This is a genomic window from Paraburkholderia azotifigens (genome assembly GCF_007995085.1).
Classification (GTDB): Bacteria; Pseudomonadota; Gammaproteobacteria; order Burkholderiales; family Burkholderiaceae; genus Paraburkholderia; species Paraburkholderia azotifigens.
On record NZ_VOQS01000001.1, the window covers coordinates 1,859,085 to 1,878,912 of the forward strand.

The 19,828-nt window shown below is 63.5% G+C and carries 20 protein-coding genes; 9 read left to right on the forward strand and 11 right to left on the reverse strand.

Annotation, left to right across the window (positions count from 1 at the left end; all coding sequences use genetic code 11):
* Positions 1–160 precede the first annotated feature (160 nt).
* Positions 161–739, reverse strand: a complete 579-nt coding sequence (locus tag FRZ40_RS08270; protein WP_147233838.1) for a superoxide dismutase — start codon at positions 737–739, stop codon at positions 161–163.
* A gap of 207 nt (positions 740–946) precedes the next feature.
* Positions 947–2,326: an exodeoxyribonuclease VII large subunit gene (gene xseA / locus FRZ40_RS08275; RefSeq protein WP_028364597.1), complete on the reverse strand. Its 1,380-nt coding sequence runs from the start codon at positions 2,324–2,326 to the stop codon at positions 947–949.
* 572 nt (positions 2,327–2,898) lie between these two features.
* On the opposite strand from xseA, the gene lpxK reads away from it, so the two are divergent.
* From lpxK to FRZ40_RS08300, 5 genes are all read left to right on the forward strand, one after another.
* Entirely contained in the window at positions 2,899–3,915 is a 1,017-nt protein-coding gene (lpxK, locus tag FRZ40_RS08280) for a tetraacyldisaccharide 4'-kinase (protein WP_147233839.1), read from the forward strand.
* Entirely contained in the window at positions 3,896–4,099 is a 204-nt protein-coding gene (locus tag FRZ40_RS08285) for a Trm112 family protein (protein WP_147233840.1), read from the forward strand. The genes lpxK and FRZ40_RS08285 overlap by 20 nt, the downstream gene beginning before the upstream one ends.
* Positions 4,100–4,229: 130 nt before the next feature.
* The gene (gene kdsB / locus FRZ40_RS08290) at positions 4,230–5,033 is read left to right on the forward strand and encodes a 3-deoxy-manno-octulosonate cytidylyltransferase (RefSeq protein WP_147234793.1); all 804 of its coding nucleotides are present in this window, start codon (positions 4,230–4,232) and stop codon (positions 5,031–5,033) included.
* A gap of 261 nt (positions 5,034–5,294) precedes the next feature.
* Entirely contained in the window at positions 5,295–5,960 is a 666-nt protein-coding gene (gene adk / locus FRZ40_RS08295; protein ID WP_028364594.1) for an adenylate kinase, read from the forward strand.
* Between the two features lie 230 nt (positions 5,961–6,190).
* Positions 6,191–6,949: a 3-hydroxyacyl-CoA dehydrogenase gene (locus tag FRZ40_RS08300; protein WP_028364593.1), complete on the forward strand. Its 759-nt coding sequence runs from the start codon at positions 6,191–6,193 to the stop codon at positions 6,947–6,949.
* Positions 6,950–7,027: 78 nt separating this feature from the next.
* On the opposite strand, the gene FRZ40_RS08305 is transcribed toward FRZ40_RS08300, so the two are convergent.
* Complete coding sequence (locus FRZ40_RS08305) at positions 7,028–7,870, reverse strand: SirB1 family protein (protein ID WP_028364592.1); 843 nt, start codon at positions 7,868–7,870, stop codon at positions 7,028–7,030.
* Between the two features lie 5 nt (positions 7,871–7,875).
* Positions 7,876–9,426: a murein biosynthesis integral membrane protein MurJ gene (murJ, locus tag FRZ40_RS08310; RefSeq protein ID WP_028364591.1), complete on the reverse strand. Its 1,551-nt coding sequence runs from the start codon at positions 9,424–9,426 to the stop codon at positions 7,876–7,878.
* Between the two features lie 484 nt (positions 9,427–9,910).
* Between murJ and rpsT the strand changes: the two genes are divergently transcribed.
* Positions 9,911–10,189 (forward strand): 30S ribosomal protein S20, encoded by a 279-nt coding sequence (gene rpsT, locus FRZ40_RS08315; protein WP_028364590.1) that lies wholly within the window; start codon positions 9,911–9,913, stop codon positions 10,187–10,189.
* 196 nt (positions 10,190–10,385) lie between these two features.
* On the opposite strand, the gene FRZ40_RS08320 is transcribed toward rpsT, so the two are convergent.
* A complete protein-coding gene (locus tag FRZ40_RS08320) occupies positions 10,386–10,721 on the reverse strand; it encodes a DUF3579 domain-containing protein (RefSeq protein WP_028364589.1) in 336 nt (111 codons plus the stop codon).
* Between the two features lie 464 nt (positions 10,722–11,185).
* Between FRZ40_RS08320 and argF the strand changes: the two genes are divergently transcribed.
* The gene (argF, locus tag FRZ40_RS08325) at positions 11,186–12,115 is read left to right on the forward strand and encodes an ornithine carbamoyltransferase (protein ID WP_028364588.1); all 930 of its coding nucleotides are present in this window, start codon (positions 11,186–11,188) and stop codon (positions 12,113–12,115) included.
* 100 nt (positions 12,116–12,215) lie between these two features.
* On the opposite strand, the gene murB is transcribed toward argF, so the two are convergent.
* Positions 12,216–13,256, reverse strand: a complete 1,041-nt coding sequence (gene murB / locus FRZ40_RS08330) for a UDP-N-acetylmuramate dehydrogenase (RefSeq protein ID WP_147233841.1) — start codon at positions 13,254–13,256, stop codon at positions 12,216–12,218.
* A 171-nt stretch (positions 13,257–13,427) separates the two neighbouring features.
* Between murB and FRZ40_RS08335 the strand changes: the two genes are divergently transcribed.
* Positions 13,428–13,913, forward strand: coding sequence for a YajQ family cyclic di-GMP-binding protein (locus tag FRZ40_RS08335; protein WP_012399944.1), 486 nt, complete (start codon positions 13,428–13,430; stop codon positions 13,911–13,913).
* Positions 13,914–13,980: 67 nt separating this feature from the next.
* Here the strand turns inward: FRZ40_RS08335 and plsY are convergent, their stop codons facing one another.
* Both plsY and ybaK read right to left on the reverse strand, forming a co-directional pair.
* Positions 13,981–14,613 carry a glycerol-3-phosphate 1-O-acyltransferase PlsY gene (gene plsY, locus FRZ40_RS08340; protein WP_028364586.1) on the reverse strand — a complete coding sequence of 211 codons (633 nt, stop codon included), beginning with the start codon at positions 14,611–14,613 and terminating at the stop codon, positions 13,981–13,983.
* Between the two features lie 172 nt (positions 14,614–14,785).
* On the reverse strand, positions 14,786–15,277 hold the full coding sequence (gene ybaK / locus FRZ40_RS08345) for a Cys-tRNA(Pro) deacylase (protein ID WP_028364585.1): 492 nt from the start codon (positions 15,275–15,277) through the stop codon (positions 14,786–14,788).
* Here ybaK and FRZ40_RS08350 point away from each other — a divergent pair.
* The gene (locus FRZ40_RS08350; RefSeq protein ID WP_240057122.1) at positions 15,260–17,026 is read left to right on the forward strand and encodes a class I adenylate-forming enzyme family protein; all 1,767 of its coding nucleotides are present in this window, start codon (positions 15,260–15,262) and stop codon (positions 17,024–17,026) included. The genes ybaK and FRZ40_RS08350 overlap by 18 nt on opposite strands.
* 60 nt (positions 17,027–17,086) lie before the next feature.
* On the opposite strand, the gene xerD is transcribed toward FRZ40_RS08350, so the two are convergent.
* Genes xerD through queG form a run of 3 tightly spaced genes read right to left on the reverse strand, consistent with a single transcriptional unit; the run spans position 17,087 to position 19,825 of the window.
* Positions 17,087–18,022 (reverse strand): site-specific tyrosine recombinase XerD, encoded by a 936-nt coding sequence (xerD, locus tag FRZ40_RS08355; protein ID WP_147233842.1) that lies wholly within the window; start codon positions 18,020–18,022, stop codon positions 17,087–17,089.
* Complete coding sequence (locus FRZ40_RS08360) at positions 18,019–18,489, reverse strand: methylated-DNA--[protein]-cysteine S-methyltransferase (protein WP_147233843.1); 471 nt, start codon at positions 18,487–18,489, stop codon at positions 18,019–18,021. The genes xerD and FRZ40_RS08360 overlap by 4 nt, the downstream gene beginning before the upstream one ends.
* A 31-nt stretch (positions 18,490–18,520) precedes the next feature.
* Entirely contained in the window at positions 18,521–19,825 is a 1,305-nt protein-coding gene (gene queG, locus FRZ40_RS08365) for a tRNA epoxyqueuosine(34) reductase QueG (RefSeq protein WP_147233844.1), read from the reverse strand.
* Between the last annotated feature and the right edge of the window lie 3 nt (positions 19,826–19,828).

The window sequence follows — 19,828 nt, forward strand, 5'->3', positions numbered from 1 at the left end:
TTCGATTGATTTGTTATCCAGATCAATCCTGCCGCAAACTCGTTCAACGTAAGCGCATGTCATGCAGAGCGTCGACGTGAAAAAGAAAAAGCCCTCATCAATGAGGGCTTTTTTTGCTCATGCTGTCATTCCCGGTTTCGCCGGGAATTCGCACAAGAACTTACGCGAAATTCTTTTCAGCGAAGTCCCAGTTGACGATGTTCCAGTATGCTTCGACGAACTTCGGACGTGCGTTGCGATAGTCGATGTAGTACGCGTGTTCCCACACGTCGATCGTCAGCAGCGGCTTGGCGTCCGTGGTCAGCGGCGTGGCTGCGTTGCTCGTCGAGACCAGATCCAGCGAACCGTCCGTCTTCTTCACGAGCCATGCCCAGCCCGAGCCGAACGTGCCGACTGCCGTCTTCGTGAACTCTTCCTTGAACTTGTCGAAGGAACCCCACTTCGCGTTGATCGCGTCCGCGAGCTTGCCCTTCGGCGCGCCACCGCCTTGCGGCGACAGGCTGTTCCAGAAGAACGTGTGGTTCCACACTTGCGCCGAGTTGTTGAACACCCCGCCCGACGACTTCTTGACGATTTCTTCCAGCGACAGGCTTTCGAACTCAGTGCCCTTGATCAGATTGTTCAGGTTGGTCACATAGGTCTGATGGTGCTTGCCGTAGTGAAACTCGAGCGTCTCTTCCGACATGTGCGGAGCGAGTGCGTTCTTGGCGAACGGCAGCGGCGGGAGCGTATGTTCCATGGTGCTATTCCTTTGTATCTGTTTATGGGGAGTCTGCGGATAACGCTGCGGGAGCACTCGATTGTAGGCGACTTGGAATAACCCCGCAAACGCAAGCCCTTTATGGCATTCATTGCGAAAACGCGCTGCATGGGCAGCGTAATTAATGCTCGCGCAGCGTGTTTTCACATGTCATACGAAGGTCAAAACTACTGTCGCCATTGGCACTTAAAAGCCATCCGTAAGACGCGGTTGAACATCCGACAGCGCGATGTCCGCCGAGCCTTCGGCGAGGTGAACGGTCATGCGCCGACCCGGCTTCAACGACGATGGCGCACGCACCGCGCGTCCGCTTTGCGCGTCGAGCAATGCGGCGTAACCGCGCTCGAGCGTGCGCTGCGGACTCAATACTTCGAGCCGCGCCGCAAGCGTTTCCACGCGAGCAATGTGTCTTTCATGTTGACGCAACAGTGCACGGTCGAGGCGCTCTCCAAGGCCATCAACCTTTGAACGATGCGGCGTGAGATCGGGACGCCAGCGTTGCCAGCGCATCTGCACGAGCGAGAAACGCGCGCGCGCGTCGCGCACGGGCCGCGCACCTGCCGACGCAAGCCGCACGCTCAACTGCTGCAAATGCGTGCGTTGCCGTGCAAGTCGTTCCGCAGGCGACACGAGACGGCGAGCGAGCCAGTCGAGTTGTTGCGCGCGGCGCTCCATCATGCGTCCGAAGCCACGCGCGAGCGTCGCGTGCCGATGATCGAGATCGCGCAGCAGCAGCACGCGTTGCGGGCTGACGAGTTCGGCAGCGCCAGTCGGTGTCGGCGCGCGAACGTCGGCCGCGAAGTCGGCGATCGTGAAGTCGGTTTCGTGACCGACGCCGCTCACGACGGGCACCTCGCTAGCCGCAATCGCGCGTGCCAGCACTTCTTCGTTGAACGCCCACAAATCTTCGATCGAGCCGCCGCCGCGGCACACGATCAGCACATCCACTTCGCGACGCCGGTTCGCCGCTTCGACCATCGCGGCCAGCTTCGCGCTGACGCCCGCACCCTGCACGGGCGCCGGATAGACGATCACGGGAATATGCGGCGCGCGGCGCGCGAGCGTGGTGAGCACGTCGCGCAGCGCGGCCGCCTGCAACGACGTGACGATGCCGATCGAACGGGGGTGCGCGGGTAGCGCGCGCTTGCGCTGCGGATCGAACAGGCCTTCGGCTTCGAGTTGTGCCTTCAGCCGCAAGAACGCTTCATAGAGTCGGCCCTGGCCCGTGCGGCGCACGGCTTCTACATTCAGCTGGAGTTCGCCGCGCGGCTCATACATCGTGACGAGCGCGCGCACTTCGATCTTGTCGCCTTCGCGCGGCGTGAACTCCGCGTATTGCGCCCGGCCGCGGAACATCACGCAGCGCATCTGCGCCTGCGCATCCTTGATCGAGAAGTACCAGTGTCCGCTCGCGGCGCGCGTGAAGTTCGACACTTCACCCGATACCCAGACGAGCGGAAACGAACGTTCGAGCATGGTCCCGATCGCGCGATTGAGCACCGAGACGGGAACGACGGCGTCGCCGCCGGCTCCGACGGGAGACGAAAACTGACTTTCGGAATTCATGCGAGGAATGGTTTGAACAGGCCGGACAGACGATAGACCGATCGGCCAGCCAGGTCCAGCGCGTTCTAAACGTCCTTCGCCGGATTGTTAAAAGTGTCCACATGTCGGGAGCGGCCTGGAGAGCAGCCTCAAAACCACGTCAGAGCCCACTTAAAACCAATCAACTTGTTGATTTTTAAACGTTTTTTATTCTTTAAAAGTTCCCCGTTGCCGACCCGATGCTTGCGTGACGGGCTTGCCGACAAATTGCAAGGCAGGTTCTCCACAAAGTTATCCACAGGCTATGAATAATGCATTCGCGGTGCGCGGCGGGCGCCTGGACGCCGTACCGACTTGCAGCCGACGCTGCCCGCGCGCTAGAGTGCCGGGTTCTGGCGGAATCTGGCACTCGTCGCGCGAGCGATCCAGGCCAACCGATTTCGCCGCTGCTGTCCTTTGTCGTTCGCTTGTTGTCCACTTATCGTGGTTCCCTTGGTCCTGCAACCGTCGCTGCAACCGACTGCCCGGAGATGCCCACCGATGTCCGCCCTGTCCGTCCCGTCTGACGCGCCGCGCAAGCTGGCTGACTGCCGATGAGCGACTTCGCCTCCCGCCTCGAAACGCGCATCGCGCGCGAGTGGCAACAGCGCGGTCCGCTCGCCTGGGCAATGACGCCGTTCGCGTGTGTCTTCGGCGCGATCGCGCTCGGACGGCGCGCGGCGTTCAGGCTCGGCTGGCTGAAGTCGGTGCGTGTTCGCGTGCCTGTCGTGGTCGTGGGCAACGTGACGGTCGGCGGCACGGGCAAGACGCCGACGGTGATCGCGCTGGTGCAGGCGCTGCGCAGCGCGGGCTTCACGCCGGGCGTCGTGTCGCGCGGCTACGGCGCGAAGATCACGCAGCCGACGCTCGTCACGCCGACCTCGAAGGCGACGCAAGCTGGCGACGAACCGCTTCTGATCGCACGCCGCACGGGCGCTCCCGTGTTCGTCTGTCCCGATCGCGTCGCGGCCGCCGAAGCGTTGTGCAAGGCGCATCGCGATGTCGACGTGATCGTCAGCGACGACGGCCTGCAGCACTATCGTCTGGAACGCGACGCGGAGATCGTCGTGTTCGATCACCGGCTGGGCGGCAACGGCTTCCTGCTGCCCGCCGGACCGCTGCGCGAACCGCTCTCGCGTCAGCGCGACGCCACGCTGATCAACAATCCGTACGACCGCGCGATGCCGCCGTGGCCGAACACCTTCCCGCTCGATCTCGCGCCGGGCGACGCATGGCATCTCGACAATCCGCGCCTGCGCCGTCCGCTTGCGCAATTCGCCGGCGAGCGCGTGCTCGCCGCGGCGGGCATCGGCTCGCCGGAGCGCTTCTTCGCGACGCTGCGCGCGGCGGGCCTCACGCCCGACACGCGCGCCCTGCCCGATCATTACGCGTTCAGCACGAATCCGTTCGCCGACGTGGACGCCGACGCCATCCTGATCACCGAAAAGGATGCGGTAAAATTGGGGACCTGGCACGACGCGCGGCTCTGGGTCGTTCCCGTCGAAGCCACGCTCGATCATCGCCTCATTGCACTTGTTGTGGAGAAAGTCCGTGGACGCTCGCCTGCTTGAAATTCTCGTTTGCCCGATCTGCAAGGGTCCGCTCAGCTATGACCGCGCCGCGCAGGAGCTGATCTGCAACGCGGACAAGCTCGCCTATCCGATCCGCGACGGCATTCCCGTCATGCTCGTCGACGAAGCGCGGCAAACGGTCGAAGGCACGCCTGTCGATCTGATCCCCGGCTCCGTGGCCTGAGCGCAGTGGCGTGCAACGCGGCGTCATCTGGCGACGCCTTGCACGCAAGCACTCACCCGAACCCGCATACCGCGCCGCCTACGAGGCGGCGCGTCTTTCTCAGCCTCGCCGAGGCCTGATGTCACCTTCCATGAACGACACCCAGCACACTCCGCCCTTCATCGCCGTCGTCCCGGCGCGCCTCGCTTCGACGCGTCTGCCGAACAAGCCGCTCGCCGATATCGGCGGCAAGCCGATGGTCGTGCGCGTCGCGGAGCGCGCGCTCGAATCGGGCGCGCAACAGGTGCTGGTCGCAACCGACGCGCAAGCGGTGTTCGATGTCGTGCGCGCGCATGGCATCGACGTGATGATGACGCGCGCCGATCATCCGTCGGGCACCGACCGTCTCGCCGAAGTGGCTACGCATTACGGCTGGAGCGACGACACGATCGTCGTCAACGTGCAGGGTGACGAGCCGCTGATCGATCCCGCGCTGGTGCGCGGCGTAGCGTCGCACCTCGCGGCGACGGACGGCTGCGTGATCGCGACGGCCGCGCATCCCATCCATGACCCCGCCGAAGTGTTCAATCCGAACGTGGTCAAGGTCGTGCTCGACGCGCGCGGTGTCGCGCTGTACTTTTCGCGCGCGCCGATTCCATGGGCCCGCGACGCGTACCAGCCGCACTGGCCGGACGTCGCGCACATGCCCGCGCCGCCTGCGCCCGCGGCTGTCCATCGGCACATCGGGCTGTACGCGTATCGCGCGAAGTTTCTCCGTACTTACCCGAGTCTCTCGATCTCGCCGATCGAACAGGCCGAGGCGCTCGAACAGTTGCGCGCCATGTGGCACGGCGAGCGCATCGCGGTGCTCGTCACGCACGACGCGCCTCTGCCCGGCGTCGACACACCCGACGATCTTGCCCGCGTACAGGCGTTTTTCGGGTCGTCAGCGTAAAAAGGCATGGCATAATCGATCGTTCGCGCGATTCACCCGATATCGATGCGCATTGATCGATATCACCATTCGCCCGTATTTTTAATCCGCCTGTTTTGCCGTTTGCTTCGCAGCGCCGTTCATCATGTGCTGCGCGAAGCCGGCAGCGAAAAGCTGCCCGGCATTCACGGCGGATAACAAAGAATCAAGAGCGTTGACTGCGGCTGAGATAAACGATGCGCGGCGCGCCAGACAGAATTTACATAGATCTGGAGATATCAAATGCGTTTGATCCTGTTGGGCGCTCCTGGCGCGGGCAAGGGCACCCAGGCGAACTTCATCAAGGAAAAGTTCGGCATTCCGCAAATCTCGACGGGCGACATGCTGCGCGCGGCCGTGAAAGCGGGCACGCCGCTCGGCATCGAAGCCAAGCGCTATATGGATGCGGGCGAGCTGGTCACGGATGAGCTCATCATCAATCTCGTGAAAGAGCGTCTGCAAGACTGCGACTGCGCGAACGGCTATCTCTTCGACGGTTTCCCGCGCACCATTCCGCAAGCGGAAGCGATGAAGCAGGCGGGCGTAGCCATCGACTACGTGCTGGAGATCGACGTCCCGTTCGACGAGATCATCACGCGTATGAGCGGGCGCCGCATGCACCCTGCGTCGGGCCGCACGTATCACGTGAAGTTCAACCCGCCGAAGGTCGAAGGCGTTGACGACGTGACGGGCGAGCCGCTGATCCAGCGCGACGACGACAAGGAAGAAACAGTCAGGAAGCGCCTCGACGTGTACGTCGCACAGACCAAGCCGCTGGTCGACTACTACAACGGCTGGGCACAGAACGGCGATGCGTCGACGTCGCTGAAGGCGCCGCAATATCGCCGTATTTCGGGCCTTGGCTCGGTCGATGAAATCCGCGCCCGCGTGTTCGACGCGCTGAAGTAATCGCACATCGAACGCCGCACGCGAAAGAACCCGCCTTCACGGCGGGTTTTTTATTGGGCATGTGGTTCGTTCGGAGCACTGAGCGCAGCCGTCCGACGATGGCACATGCGTGCCGTTCGTCCTATGCCGCCTGCGCGGTTTGACGCATCAGACCGAGCCGTTAAAATCGTTCAGCGACAACTATTCCAGGCACGCGATCACGCGATCACGCATTCCATCAAGGAGAAGACATGGACATCAAGGACAACGTGTTTCTGGTCACGGGCGGCGCGTCCGGGCTAGGCGCCGCGACGGCACGCCTGTTCGCGCAGAACGGCGGCAAGGTCGTGCTAGCGGACCTGAACCACGACGCCGGCGAGGCGCTCGCGCAGGAACTGGGCGGCGTGTTCGTCAAATGCGACGTGAGCCGCGAAGACGATGCAGTACAGGCCGTCGAAGCCGCGACGAAACTCGGCGCGCTGCGCGGTCTCGTCAACTGCGCGGGCGTGGCACCCGCGATGAAGACGGTCGGCAAGGACGGTCCGCATCCGCTGCATTCGTTTGCACGCACCGTGTCGATCAATCTCGTCGGCACGTTCAATATGATTCGCCTCGCCGCCGCCGAGATGTCGAAGCTCGAACCGAACGCACTCGGCGAACGCGGCGTGATCGTCAATACGGCGTCCGTCGCGGCGTTCGACGGACAGATCGGCCAGGCTGCGTATGCGGCGTCGAAGGCGGGCGTCGCGGGTATGACGCTGCCGATCGCGCGCGACCTGTCGCGCAATGCAATCCGCGTGATGACGATTGCGCCCGGCATCTTCGAAACGCCGATGCTGCTCGGCATGCCGCAGGAGGTGCAGGATGCGCTCGGCGCAATGGTGCCGTTCCCGCCGCGCCTTGGCAAGCCGGACGAGTACGCGATGCTGGTCAAGCAGATCTTCGACAATCCGATGCTCAACGGTGAGGTGATTCGTCTCGACGGCGCGATTCGCATGCAGCCTAAGTAAGCGCACCGCTCCGCTCGAAATGAAAAACGCCTGCGTATTCGATTACGCAGGCGTTTTCGTTTGCAGCAGGCGTGCTGGTCAGTCGCGATCGTTGTGCTGTGTGCGCTGCCGCAACTCGAGCAATTGCGATTCGACGACAGTCGCATCCTCCGCGTCAGGCCGATCGCCCAGATAACGTTCCAGGTCTTCGAGCGCAGGCCGCAAATAATCGAGCCGCGCATACGCGAAGCCGCGATCGCGCACTTCCTCGATGCTGTCCGGCAGCGCGATCACGAGCCTCTGCTGCACGGCCAGCAATCGCTGCCAGCGCTCCGTCTGCAGATAGGTCGCCTTCAGGTTGCGCAGCATGCGCGCGATGATCTCGCGGCGTGTCGCCGGTTGAAGCAGCATGCGCAGCGCGCGGCTCACCGATTCGCCTGCCTTCGCCACATAAGGCTCGAGCATCTCGACCATCTCGGCTTCCGTCAGCGGATGGCCCGTGGTCGGATCGATCATCGCGTCGCCTTCGGGCAACGTGACGCGCAGCAGGAAGTGCCCCGGAAACGCGACGCCGCGCACGGGAATGTCGACCTGCGACGCCATCTCCAGATACAGCACCGCCAGCGAGATCGGAATGCCGCGCCGGCGCTTGAGCACCATGTTGAGGTGGCTGTTGTCGGGATCGTAGTAATCGTTGACGTTCGCCGCAAAGCCCAGCTCGCGGAAGAAGTAGCGATTCAGAATGACGACGCGCTGCTGGATGTCGGCGTCGTCGGGAATGCGGCGCTTGACGCGCAGCGCGAGTTCGTCGATCTCGGCAAGCACCGCCTGCAGATCGAGATCGGGATAGGCGTCCTGCGCGAGCGAAAGCGCCGCTTCCGTGAGCGGAAGCCCATCGTCCTCGGCGACGAGCGCGCTGAAATAGTCGAGAACCCGGGTCATCGTGATCACTTCACTCGCCTTCTGAAATACGCGTACTTGAAGCCCATCAGCCACAGCATACCGAAATATAGCGCCGCGAACAGCACGAGGCACGCCGCGAGCAGCACCATGCGCCGCAAGGGCTCGGCGTGCATGCCGATCCAGTCGAAGCTGATCGCGAACCAGTGCATCACGCCTGCGAGCACGAGGCACGCGCCGATCAGTTGCACGAAGAACACCGACCAGCCCGCCGACGGCAGATAGATGCCGCGCCGCCGCAAGCCGATGAACAGGCACAGCGCGTTCACGCAGGCGCCGAGTCCGACCGACAGCGTCAGCCCCGCATGCGCGAAGATCGGCACGAACACGTAGTTGCTCAACTGCGTGACGACCAGTACGAACACGCCGATCTTCACGGGCGTCTTGATGTCCTGCTTCGCATAGAAGCCGGGCGCGAGAATCTTGATCAGGATGAGCCCGATCAGGCCGACGCCGTACGCGGCCAGCGCGCGTCCCACCATCACGACGGCGTTGCCGTCGAACTTGCCGTAGTGAAACAGCGTTGCCGTAAGGGGCTCGGCGAAGAAGAACAGCGCGACGGCGCTCGGCGCGGCGAGCAGGAACGTCACGCGCAAGCCCCAGTCGAGCAGGGACGAATATTCGTGCGCGTCGGCATCGACGTGCGCTTTCGACAGGCTCGGCAGCAGGATCGTGCCGAGCGCGACGCCGAGCAGCGCCGTCGGAAACTCCATCAGACGGTCGGCGTAATTGATCCACGACACCGCGCCCGGCCCGATGTGCGATGCGATGTTCGTGTTGATGATGAGGCTGATCTGCGCAACCGACACCGCGAACATCGCCGGCACCATCTTCGCGAGCACGCGCTTGACGCCGCGATGCGCGAGCGCCTTCAGCGGATTGAGCCCGATGCGCGGGATCATGTCGATCTTCTTCAGGCCCGGCAACTGCACGATGAACTGCGCGATGCCGCCTGCGATGACCGCCCACGCGAGCGCGAACACGGGCACTTTCATCAGCGGCGCAACGAATACGGCTGCGATGATGAACGCGACGTTCAGCAGCACGGGCGCAAACGCAGGCAGCGAGAAATTCTTGTACGTATTCAGCACGCCCGACGCCAGCGACGTCAGCGAGATGAACACGATGTAAGGGAACATGATCCGCGTCATCGACACGGCGAGCGTGAACGCCTGTCCTTCGCCGCGAAGGCCGGAGGCGACCACCATCACAACCCACGACGCGCCCACCACGCCCAGCAGCGACAGGACGGCAAGCGCCCACGCGAGCACGGTCGAGGTGGCATCGACGAGCGCCTTCGTCGCGTCGTGGCCTTGCTGGTTCTTGAACTCGGCGAGGATCGGCACGAACGCCTGCGAAAACGCGCCTTCGGCGGAAATGCGGCGCAGCAGGTTGGGAATGCGGAAAGCGACGTAGAACGCGTCGGTGTACTGGCTTGCGCCAAAGGCACGGGCGATCAGGGTCTCGCGGGCCAGTCCGGTCACGCGCGAAAGCAGCGTGAAGCCGCTGACCGTCAGCAGGGCTCGGAATAGATTCATGGGGCGCTTATTATACGGGTGCGTCCGGGGCGGTCAGTATGTCAGTGCCACGATTCGTGGCAATTCGAAGCGTTTGGGACCGATTTGCTGCAAAGACGTTCGATTTGTCGGCGAATTTGTGAACGAACGGCATGCGCCGGCGACCCGACCGATACCGCGAGCGCCCGCCCGGACAACGGCGTGCCGCCGCTACGCAGTCCCGTCTTCCGCTTCCTCGACAAGCCGCCCGCCACGCCGTCGCGCCGCGGCGGTTGCCACGTATCTGATTTTGTTGCTATAATCGCCGGTTTCGAAGCTCGCTCAACCTTCTGCCTCAGTTTTTGCTTCAGGCAATCCGAGCCGGAACGAGCGGGATTTCACGGTAGTTCTCAGTCGTTTGTCTATTTGCGCCCTTGAGCAATCGCTCTCAAGGGTTCGATCTAAAAGCAGCGCCTGCCCTCTCTGAAGGTGGGCACTGGAAACAGGAACAGGATAAGGAACCGTCATGGCTAACTCCGCACAAGCACGCAAGCGCGCCCGCCAAGCCGCCAAGGCAAACTCGCACAACTCGGCGCTGCGCTCGAAGTACCGCACGGCTGTCAAGGCTGTCCGCAAGGCAATCGAAGCCGGCGACGCAGCGCAAGCCGCTGAAATCTTCAAGGCATCGGCAAAGACGCTGGACATCATTGCCGACAAGAAAATCGTTCACAAGAACAAGGCAGCTCGCCATAAGAGCCGCCTCGCTGCAGCCGTCAAGGCTCTGCAAGCGCCCGCAGCGCAGTAAATTAAAGAATCCGGCAGCTCGCTCAGACGGGCTGCTTCCTGTTTCCGCTGCGTCATGAAAGCCCGCTTTGGCGGGCTTTTTTGTTTTGCGCGTCACTTTGATATGGGTGACCAGCGCCAGCGGACACAAAAAAACCCGCCGATGCGGGTTCCATTGTTCGACTGCCTGCTGATGCCGTTGCGCCGAAACGTGGCGCTCAGCGCGTCGGTGCCTTGCGCGCTTCGTGTTCCGGCGGCAGCTCACAAGCTTCCGTAACAAGCAGATCGTTGTCTTTGGCGAAGTTCATGACGAAGTCGAAAGCCATCGGCTCGATGTCCCGCAACCGCGAATCCAGAATCACGCACTTCAGGTCGCCGATCAGCGTGGGACGCACGTAGTGCGAATACTGCAGACGGGCATTCGGCCCTTTGGCGCCCGGACCGTAACACGACATCACGCCCGCCAGCCGCTCCGACCAGTCGCTCGGACGAAACTTTCGCCCATTCGACGTGATGCCTTGAATGAAATATTCGGTTGGGGGTGTGTCGGCCATGTACGAAACCCTGTGTGACTGCCCAGCGATCTGCCGGTGATAAGCCCGCGAAGGAGATTGCCTGAAAACGCTGTCTGAACACGTCTCGCGACCCTGCGAAGCGGCAGTTGATATGCCGTTCGCCTGCCGCGAAAAGCCAGCCAGGGCACCTCGGGCAGCAGCCATGATGGCACACGGCGCGGCGCATACGAGTGCGCCAGCGGATGCGCAAAAGCCATGTCCTGCAAGCGTAGGAGCCTGCCCGCCGGGCTTTAAGAAAACTTTGAGATTATAGCGCAGCCAGGGTTTTTCCGCACCGCACACAAAGCTTCCGGAACAGACCTTTGCAGATTCCGGGCAAGTGGGACATGCGTCCCGGCCGACTCGTCAAAACATTCAAAATCCTTTATGCTGGATTGAGTTACCACAAACAACGGCGGCACAGTCCGGCATCTTCGCCCGGGTGAACCCGCCGTATTTGTTTTATGACCGCCAAGACTATCCGCCACTATCTGCAGTTCAACGATTTCTCGCTGGAAGACTACGAGTACGTGCTCGAACGCGCGCGCATCCTGAAGCGCAAGTTCAAGAACTACGAGACGTATCATCCGCTGCACGACCGCACGCTCGCGATGATCTTCGAGAAAAACTCGACGCGCACGCGCCTGTCGTTCGAAGCGGGCATTTTCCAGCTGGGCGGTCACGCCGTCTTCATGAGCACGCGCGACACGCAGCTCGGCCGCGGCGAGCCCATCGAAGACGCGGCGCAAGTCATCTCGCGGATGGTCGACATCATCATGATCCGCACGTTCGGCCAGGACATCATTCAGCGTTTTGCGGAAAATTCGCGCGTGCCCGTGATCAACGGCCTGACGAACGAATATCACCCCTGCCAGGTGCTGGCCGACATCTTTACGTACTACGAGCATCGCGGCCCGATCCGCGGCAAGACGGTCGCGTGGGTCGGCGACGCGAACAACATGCTGTACACGTGGATCGAAGCGGCGCAAATCCTCGGCTTCAAGCTGCGCCTGTCCACGCCGCCGGGCTACAAGCTCGACCGCGCGCTGGTCGCGCCCGAAAGCGCGCCGTTCTTCGAAGAATTCGACGACCCGAACGAAGCCTGCAAGGGTGCCGATCTCGTTACTACGGACGTCTGGACCAGCATGGGTTTCGAAGCGGAAAACGAGGCACGCAAGAAGGCGTTCGCCGACTGGTGCGTCGACGCCGACATGATGTCGCGCGCCAGCAAGGATGCCCTCTTCATGCACTGCCTGCCCGCACATCGCGGCGAGGAAGTGAGCGCTGAGGTGATCGACGGGCCGCAGAGCGTCGTATGGGACGAAGCGGAAAACCGCCTGCACGTGCAGAAGGCGCTGATGGAGTTCCTGCTGCTCGGCAAGCTGAATCACTGAGCTTGCACGGCAACCCGCCGTCACAAAACAAAAGCGCCGGATTCGAAACCCGGCGCTTTTTGTTTTCAGGCTCGCGCCGGCGGCCGACGCTGAAATCCGCTCACAGACAAACGGGCTCGGCCTCCAGCTCCACGCCAAAGCGCTGCGCCACGTCTTGCTGGATCGCCTTCGCGAGCGCCAGCACCTCGGCGCCCGTGGCGCCACCGCGATTCACGAGCACGAGCGCCTGCCGTTCATGCACGCCCGCTGCGCCCAGCGCGCGCCCTTTCCAGCCGCAACGGTCGATCAGCCAGCCCGCCGCAAGCTTCACGCGCCCGTCCGGCTGACGATACGAGACGATCTCCGGCTCCTTTGCAAGCAGCGCGTCGAACCGCGCCGACTCGACGACTGGATTCTTGAAGAAACTTCCCGCGTTGCCTAGCGCGAGCGGATCGGGCAGCTTCGCGCGGCGCACGGCGACGACGGCATCGAAGATGGCCTGAGGCGTCGGCGTGGCGTCGCCGAGACCGACGGCGGACAGCTCGCGCGCGATATCGCCGTAACCGGCGCGCGGCACCCACGCTTTCGGCAACCTGAACGTCACCGACACGATCACGAAGCGCTCGCGCCCTTCCTGCTTGAAGATGCTGTCACGATAGCCGAAGCGGCAGGCAGCGGCGTCGAGTTCGACGGTTTCGCCCGTCGCCAGCTCCAGCGCGCGCAGCGACGCGAAGCGCTCGCACATTTCCAGCCCGTACGCGCCGATATTCTGGATCGGCGCCGCGCCCACCGTGCCCGGAATCAACGCGAGATTCTCGAGACCGGGCATGCCCTCTGCAAGCGTCCACGATACGAACTCATGCCAGTTCTCGCCCGCCGCCGCTTCGACGTACCACGCTTCGTCGTCTTCGCGGACGACCTTGCGGCCGCGCAGCGCGACCAGCAGCACGAGTCCGTCGAAGTCGCCCGTCAATACGACGTTGCTGCCGCCGCCCAGCACGAGCCGCCGCAAGCCCGCCGCACGCGGATCGCGCACGGCGGCGAGCAACTGGGCCTCGCTTTCGATCTGGCACGCAAGCCGCGCGCGCACGTCGAAACCGAAGGTGTTGTGCGGCTTGAGCGGAAAATCGGCGATAAACGAAAGCGGTTCGGACTGGGACATCGGATGTTCTGGCAAGCGCCCGGCAGAACCTGCGGATACGGAACGAAGCCGCTCGCGAGCCTTGGGCAAAAGAGAAAGGCGTCGGTAAAATGACACCGGTCCGTGATTATAGCGAGTGCGTCGCGCGCAGCCTTCTGGCGCCGCACGCTTTGAAACAAATGGGAGAAAGCAATGCCATCGTTTGACGTCGTCTGCGAAGCCAACATGATCGAGGTGAAGAACGCGATCGAGCAGTCCAACAAGGAAATCTCGACGCGCTTCGACTTCAAGGGCTCGGACGCCCGCGTCGAGCAGAAGGAACGCGAACTCACCGCGTTCGCCGACGATGAATTCAAGCTCGGCCAGGTGAAGGACGTGCTGGTGTCGAAAATGGCCAAGCGCAACGTGGACGTGCGCTTCCTCGACTACGGCAAGATCGAGAAGATCGGCGGCGACAAGGTCAAGCAGGTCGTCACCGTGAAAAAAGGCGTGTCCGGCGATCTCGCGAAGAAAATCGTCAAGCTCGTGAAAGACAGCAAGATCAAGGTTCAGGCGAGCATTCAGGGCGACGCGGTGCGCGTGACGGGCACCAAGCGCGACGATTTGCAAAGCGTGATCGCGATGCTGCGCAAGGATGTGACCGATACGCCGCTCGACTTCAACAACTTCCGCGACTAATATCCGCCGTCGCGCGCGAGGCCGCTGGCCGGCGCGCGACAACCTGATGTAAAACGCCGCCGCGGCTTCAGTGCTTGTTCGACGCCGCCGCTCCCGCCTTCTTCTTGTCGCCGATACGGCTTTCCTGCCCTGCCACCAGCTTCGCGATGTTCGCGCGGTGACGCCAGATCAGCAGCGCGCTCATCGCGACGATGGACAGCGCGATCACGTTCGCGCCGAACAGAAAACCGTCGAACAGCGGCGCGAAGATCGCCGCGCACAGCGCAGCCAGCGACGAATAGCGCGTGAAGAACGCGACGATCAGCCAGGTCAGCAGCGTCGCGATACCGAGAATGGGATTGATCGCGAGCAGCACGCCCGCCGCCGTCGCCACGCCCTTGCCGCCCTTGAAGCGGAAAAAGATCGGATAGAGGTGGCCGAGGAACACGGCGATCGCGGCAATCGCGACCGACGTGTCATCGAGTCCGAAGTGCGCCGAGAAATGGCCCGTGAGCCAGACGGCGAGCCAGCCTTTGAACGCATCGCCGACCAGCGTGAGAATCGCGGCCTTCTTGTTGCCGCTTCGCAGCACGTTGGTCGCGCCGGGGTTCTTCGAGCCGTACGAGCGCGGATCGGCCAGTCCCATCGCGGCGCTGACGATCACGGCAAACGACACCGAGCCGATCAGATAGGCCACGACGGCGACAATCAGGTTTTCCATGTTGAAACTCTTGTCAGTATCGGAAAGCGCACCAGGCGATGCTGGTCTCCATGTGCCGTATGCGCGAGACGCGTCGACGCAGCTCGCGCCGGCGCAACGGCGCACATTCTACCGAACCCTTCACGTGCTTTTACATACGTAGTGCGCCGGGCATGCGCAACAGCCAGGGCCGTCAATCGACGCTCGCGCACTGCACCGGCTTCGCGGCCAGCAGCGACGTCAATACGCGAGGCGCGATGCTCACCAGAAAGCCGCGCCGCCCGCCATTGATATAGATCCGGTCCATCTCGAGTATGGTCGACTCGACGTACACGGGCATCGCCTTCTTCGTGCCGAACGGCGACGTGCCGCCTATCATGTAACCCGAGTGCCGGCTCGCGACCTCCGGCTTGCACGGTTCGACGCGTTTCGCGCCGATCTGCCGTGCGAGGTTCTTCGTCGATACCGTGCGGTCGCCGTGCATCAGCACGATCAGCGGCTTCGCGTGCTCGTCTTCCATCACCAGCGTCTTGACGACGTGATGCTCGTCGACGCCGAGCTGGCGTGCGGATTCTTCCGTGCCGCCATGATCGACATAGTCGTACGGATGCTCGCCGAACTCGACCTTGTGGCGGCGCAAAAACTGCGTGGCAGGCGTTTCGGAAACATGTCTGGATTTGCTCATCGGCGCATTGTAATGTCCGCCCGGCGGCGTTGCCATTGGCCGAATGGCCAATTGTGCGAGCCTCGGGAGTATGGGACGATCGTTCGGAAAACGTTGAAGCGTAAACGCCCGTCGTCAAAGGAGACCTCGTTGAATACAGCCCAGCACTCGCCTGACGGCTCGCAGTCCGACGCGCAGTCCGTCTTGCAATCAGTCCCGCAACCGGTCGCGCAACTGGTCGACGTAGCCGCGCTGCTCGCCGCTCTCCCCGAACGTATCTCCGGGATTCCGGAGCGGATCGCCGCACGCGACCCGCAGCATCCCGCCCTGATCGAAGACGGACGGCGTCTCACGCGCGCGCAACTCGTGGATGCCGTGAATGCCGTCGCCGCGCTGCTCGCCGAACAGGGCGTGCGCGCCGGCGACCGCGTGATGATCGTCGCGGAGAACAGCGTCGTGCAGGTCGTGCTGATGTTCGCGGCTGCGAAGCTCGATGCCTGGGCGTTGATGTCGAATGCGCGGCTCTCTGCGGCGGAACTCGACACGATCCGCGCGCATGCGCAACCGCGCCTGACCGCGTACGCCGTCGATGCTTCGCCCGATGCGCGGCTGCACGCCGAACGCCACGGCGCGCGGGCTGCGCGCCGGATAACTGTGGACATCGGCGCATGGTCTTACGCGCTCGACGATGAAGCGCAAGCGGAACCTGTCGAAGCCGCAAGCGCCCGCCAATGTGCCGCACTGATCTACACGACGGGAACGACGGGCTCGCCCAAAGGCGTAATGCTCTCGCACCGCAACCTGCTGTTCATCGCGGCGATCTCCAGCACGCTCAGGCGCGTCGATGCCGACGACGTCGTCTACGCGGTGCTGCCCATCTCTCACGTGTACGGTCTCGCGTCGGTGTGCCTCGGCAGTCTTTATGCGGGCGCAACGCTGAGGCTCGCGCCGCGCTACTCGCCTGACGCCGTGCAGCGTGCGCTCGCCGAAGAACGCGTGTCGATCTTCCAGGGCGTACCCGCGATGCACGCCAGGCTGCTCGAATACCTGCAGGTAAGGAACCTGCCGTGGTCCGCGCCGTGTCTGCGCTTCGCCTATTCCGGCGGTTCGCCGCTCGACGCCGCCTTGAAGTCGCGCGTCGAAAGTGTTTACGGGGTCACGCTGCACAACGGCTACGGCATGACCGAAAGCAGCCCGACCGTGTCCCAAACGATGATCGAGTCGCCGCGCACCGACTGCTCTGTCGGTCAGCCGATTCCGGGCATCGATGTGCGATTCGTCGGACTGGACGGCGTCGACGTCGCGCAGGGAGAAGTGGGTGAACTCTGGGTACGCGGGCCGAACGTGATGCTCGGTTACTACCGCAATCCGCAGCAGACGCACGCCGCAGTCACCGAAGACGGTTGGCTCAAGACAGGCGATCTCGCGCGCCGGGACGCGGACGGCGCGCTGCACATCGCCGGGCGCAGCAAGGAACTGATCATCCGCTCGGGCTTCAACGTATATCCGGCGGAGGTCGAGCATGTGCTGAACGCGCATCCCGATGTCGTGCAGTCAGCCGTGATCGGTCGCGCGGTCGCGGGCAACGAGGAAGTCGTGGCGTTCGTCGAACTGACGGGCGGCGCGATCGCCACGCCCGCCGACCTCGCCGCGTGGTGCGAAGCGCGCCTTGCGCCCTACAAGCGGCCCGCCGAAATCAAGGTGCTCGCGGCGTTGCCCGCGGCATCGACGGGCAAGATTCTCAAGCACCGGCTGCGCGATCTGGCCTGAACCGCACGAACGAAGCGACGAACAACACGCGAACAGCGCGCGCACCACTTCGCGCAGCCATCAGCCGCGCGGATGATGCGTCGCGTGCAGCGACTTGAGCCGCTCGCGTGCAACGTGCGTGTAGATCTGCGTGGTCGAGATATCGGTGTGGCCGAGCAGCAGTTGCACGACGCGCAGGTCCGCGCCGTGATTCAGCAGATGCGTCGCGAACGCGTGACGCAGCGTATGCGGCGACAGCGGCGCGTGCACGTGTGCCGTCAGCGCGTGACGCTTGATGATGTTCCAGAACTGCTGACGCGTCATGCCTTCGGCGCGCGCGGTGACGAACAGCGCGTCGGCGGAACGCTGGCCGAGCAACGCGGGGCGCGACTCGCGCAGATAGCGTTCGATCCAGCCGTGCGCCTCTTCGCCGAATGGAATCAGACGCTCCTTCGAGCCCTTGCCCATCACGCGCACGACACCTTCGTTCAACCCGACTTCCACCGTTTTCAACGTGACCAGTTCGCTCACGCGCAAGCCGCTCGCGTACATCAGTTCGAGCATCGTGCGGTCGCGCAGACCGAGCGGCGCGGTGACATCGGGGGCACCGAGCAGCGCTTCGACCTGCGCTTCCGTCAACGTCGACGGAAAACGCGGCGCCTGCCTGGCCGACCGGATGCGCAAGGTCGGATCGGCGGACGCACGATGCTCGCGCACCGCCCACGCGTAGTAGCGGCGAAACACGGACAGACGCCGGTTCGCCGAGGTCGACTTGTCAGCGGAGCGCGCCGCGCTGTAGGCGGTCAAATCGGCTTCGCTCGCGGTATCGAGCGACGCATCGCGCCGATCTGCGAGCCATTCGGAAAAGAGCCGCAAGTCGCGCCGGTACGCATCGAGCGTATTGCGCGCGAGGCCGTGCTCGAGCCACAGCGCGTCGCAGAAGGCATCGATCGACGCGCCGCTCGTCAGCAGCAAAGGCGACGCGGGCTGCGCGTCTTCGGTCAGCACATCAGTCATGCGTAAGGTACGCCCTCATGTTTCAGTAGCCAGCGTTTGACGTTGCGATAGTAGCCGTCGCCGCCCGTATGCGCAAAGCCGCCGATGCCGCCCGAGCCGACCACGCGGTGGCACGGAATCACGATCGGAAAGAAGTTCGACCCGCACGCCTGGCCGACGGCGCGCGGCACGCTGCCGATGCTCTTCGCCAGTTGACCGTAGGTCATCACGACGCCGGGCGGGATCTCGCGGATCGCTTTCCACACGCGTCGCTGGAACGGCGTGCCGACGTCGGCGAGCGGCAGATCGAAGCGCGCCGATGCCTGCTGCAAGTACTGCCCGATCTGCTCGACAGCCTGCTTCGCGAGCAGCGAATCGGGTTCGACGCTCGCCACCGAGTCGGGCAGATAGACGATCTCGCGCACGGTCTCGCCTTCGAGCCGCACACCGATCTTCCCGAACGGCGCATCGATCACTGCGTTGAACATGATGTACTCACCTCTTTTGCTGGATACCCGCTCAGGCCGCTTCGAGCGCCCATTCGACATGCTCTCGCACCAGCGGCGAAGGATCGTCGGCCCGCTTGCGCAATGCATCGACGATCGCGGCGCGCGCGTCGGCGGACAGCGCGTCGCGCGCGGCCCGCAACGCATTGCCCATACCGACCGCGATATTACGCAGCCAGCATTCGTAGCCGATCCGGCGGATCGCACTGCCTTGCATGCGCGTGTCGAAATCGGCGGCGCTCCAGCCGAACAGTTCGACCAGCGACGCGCGATCCAGTCCGTGACGCACGTCGAAATCGGCGACGGGCGCGGCCTGCGCGAACTTGTTCCACGGACACGCGAGCTGGCAATCGTCGCATCCATATACACGATTACCGATCAGCGGCCGCAAGTCCTGGGGAATACTGCCCTTCAGTTCGATCGTCAGATAGGAAATGCAGCGCCGCGCGTCGACCTGATACGGCCCGACGATCGCCCCCGTCGGACATGCGCCGATGCAGCGCGTGCAGCTGCCGCAGTGGGCGCCGGACTTTTCGGGCGCGCTTTCCGGCGAGGTCTCGGCATCCGTCGGCAGAGGCAGGTCGACGAAGATTTCGCCGAGGAAGAACAGCGAGCCCGCGTCCCGCTGCAGCAGCAGCGTGTGCTTGCCGCGCCAGCCCGTGCCCGCCTTTTGCGCAAGCTCGACTTCGAGCACGGGCGCAGAGTCGGTAAACACGCGATAGCCGTACGGGCCGATCTCGCCCTCGATCCGCTCGGCCAGTTGCTGCAGGCGGTTGCGCATCACCTTGTGATAGTCGCGGCCGCGCGCATAGATCGAAACGACGGCGGCCGATGGATCGTCGAGACGCGCGCGCTCTTCGAGCCGCCAATCGTGCTGAACGTCGGACACGACACTTTCAGCGGCCTTTCTCGCATCCGTCGAATCGGTCGGATGCGCGTGCAAATGGGCGGGCAGATGGGCGGGCAAATAGGCCATGCGAACCGAGATCACGCGTCGCGTGCCGGCCACAAGCTCGGCTGGCCGTGCACGTTTCATCCCATGTTTGGCCATATAATCCATCTCGCCGTGGCAACCCGCGTCGAGCCAGGCTGCAAGCCCTGCTTCGGCGTGCGACAGATCGATGTCGCTGATGCCGACTGCGCCGAAACCCAGTTCGCGTCCCCATTCACGGATGCGCGAGGCGAGCGCAGCCAGTTGCGCTTCATCGAAACGACGCGTGACGGGTGCTTCGTCATCCGTCGCACGGGGCGACGAATGCGGATCGCGCTTTGGGTCCTCTTGCGGATCCGGCGTGGGATGCTGCTGGCCTTGGTTCATTAC

What these genes read in the sequence shown, in the direction of transcription:
- FRZ40_RS08320 (WP_028364589.1), bottom strand. Translation starts at nt 10,721, where the DNA reads ATGGCCGACACACCCCCAACCGAATATTTCATTCAAGGCATCACGTCG.
- FRZ40_RS08305 (WP_028364592.1), bottom strand. Translation starts at nt 7,870, where the DNA reads ATGACCCGGGTTCTCGACTATTTCAGCGCGCTCGTCGCCGAGGACGAT.
- FRZ40_RS08360 (WP_147233843.1), bottom strand. Translation starts at nt 18,489, where the DNA reads ATGTTCAACGCAGTGATCGATGCGCCGTTCGGGAAGATCGGTGTGCGG.
- FRZ40_RS08300 (WP_028364593.1), top strand. Translation starts at nt 6,191, where the DNA reads ATGGACATCAAGGACAACGTGTTTCTGGTCACGGGCGGCGCGTCCGGG.
- FRZ40_RS08270 (WP_147233838.1), bottom strand. Translation starts at nt 739, where the DNA reads ATGGAACATACGCTCCCGCCGCTGCCGTTCGCCAAGAACGCACTCGCT.
- xseA (WP_028364597.1), bottom strand. Translation starts at nt 2,326, where the DNA reads ATGAATTCCGAAAGTCAGTTTTCGTCTCCCGTCGGAGCCGGCGGCGAC.
- kdsB (WP_147234793.1), top strand. Translation starts at nt 4,230, where the DNA reads ATGAACGACACCCAGCACACTCCGCCCTTCATCGCCGTCGTCCCGGCG.
- ybaK (WP_028364585.1), bottom strand. Translation starts at nt 15,277, where the DNA reads ATGAGCAAATCCAGACATGTTTCCGAAACGCCTGCCACGCAGTTTTTG.
- plsY (WP_028364586.1), bottom strand. Translation starts at nt 14,613, where the DNA reads ATGGAAAACCTGATTGTCGCCGTCGTGGCCTATCTGATCGGCTCGGTG.
- lpxK (WP_147233839.1), top strand. Translation starts at nt 2,899, where the DNA reads ATGAGCGACTTCGCCTCCCGCCTCGAAACGCGCATCGCGCGCGAGTGG.
- FRZ40_RS08335 (WP_012399944.1), top strand. Translation starts at nt 13,428, where the DNA reads ATGCCATCGTTTGACGTCGTCTGCGAAGCCAACATGATCGAGGTGAAG.
- rpsT (WP_028364590.1), top strand. Translation starts at nt 9,911, where the DNA reads ATGGCTAACTCCGCACAAGCACGCAAGCGCGCCCGCCAAGCCGCCAAG.
- FRZ40_RS08350 (WP_240057122.1), top strand. Translation starts at nt 15,260, where the DNA reads ATGTCTGGATTTGCTCATCGGCGCATTGTAATGTCCGCCCGGCGGCGT.
- adk (WP_028364594.1), top strand. Translation starts at nt 5,295, where the DNA reads ATGCGTTTGATCCTGTTGGGCGCTCCTGGCGCGGGCAAGGGCACCCAG.
- murB (WP_147233841.1), bottom strand. Translation starts at nt 13,256, where the DNA reads ATGTCCCAGTCCGAACCGCTTTCGTTTATCGCCGATTTTCCGCTCAAG.
- queG (WP_147233844.1), bottom strand. Translation starts at nt 19,825, where the DNA reads ATGAACCAAGGCCAGCAGCATCCCACGCCGGATCCGCAAGAGGACCCA.
- xerD (WP_147233842.1), bottom strand. Translation starts at nt 18,022, where the DNA reads ATGACTGATGTGCTGACCGAAGACGCGCAGCCCGCGTCGCCTTTGCTG.
- argF (WP_028364588.1), top strand. Translation starts at nt 11,186, where the DNA reads ATGACCGCCAAGACTATCCGCCACTATCTGCAGTTCAACGATTTCTCG.
- murJ (WP_028364591.1), bottom strand. Translation starts at nt 9,426, where the DNA reads ATGAATCTATTCCGAGCCCTGCTGACGGTCAGCGGCTTCACGCTGCTT.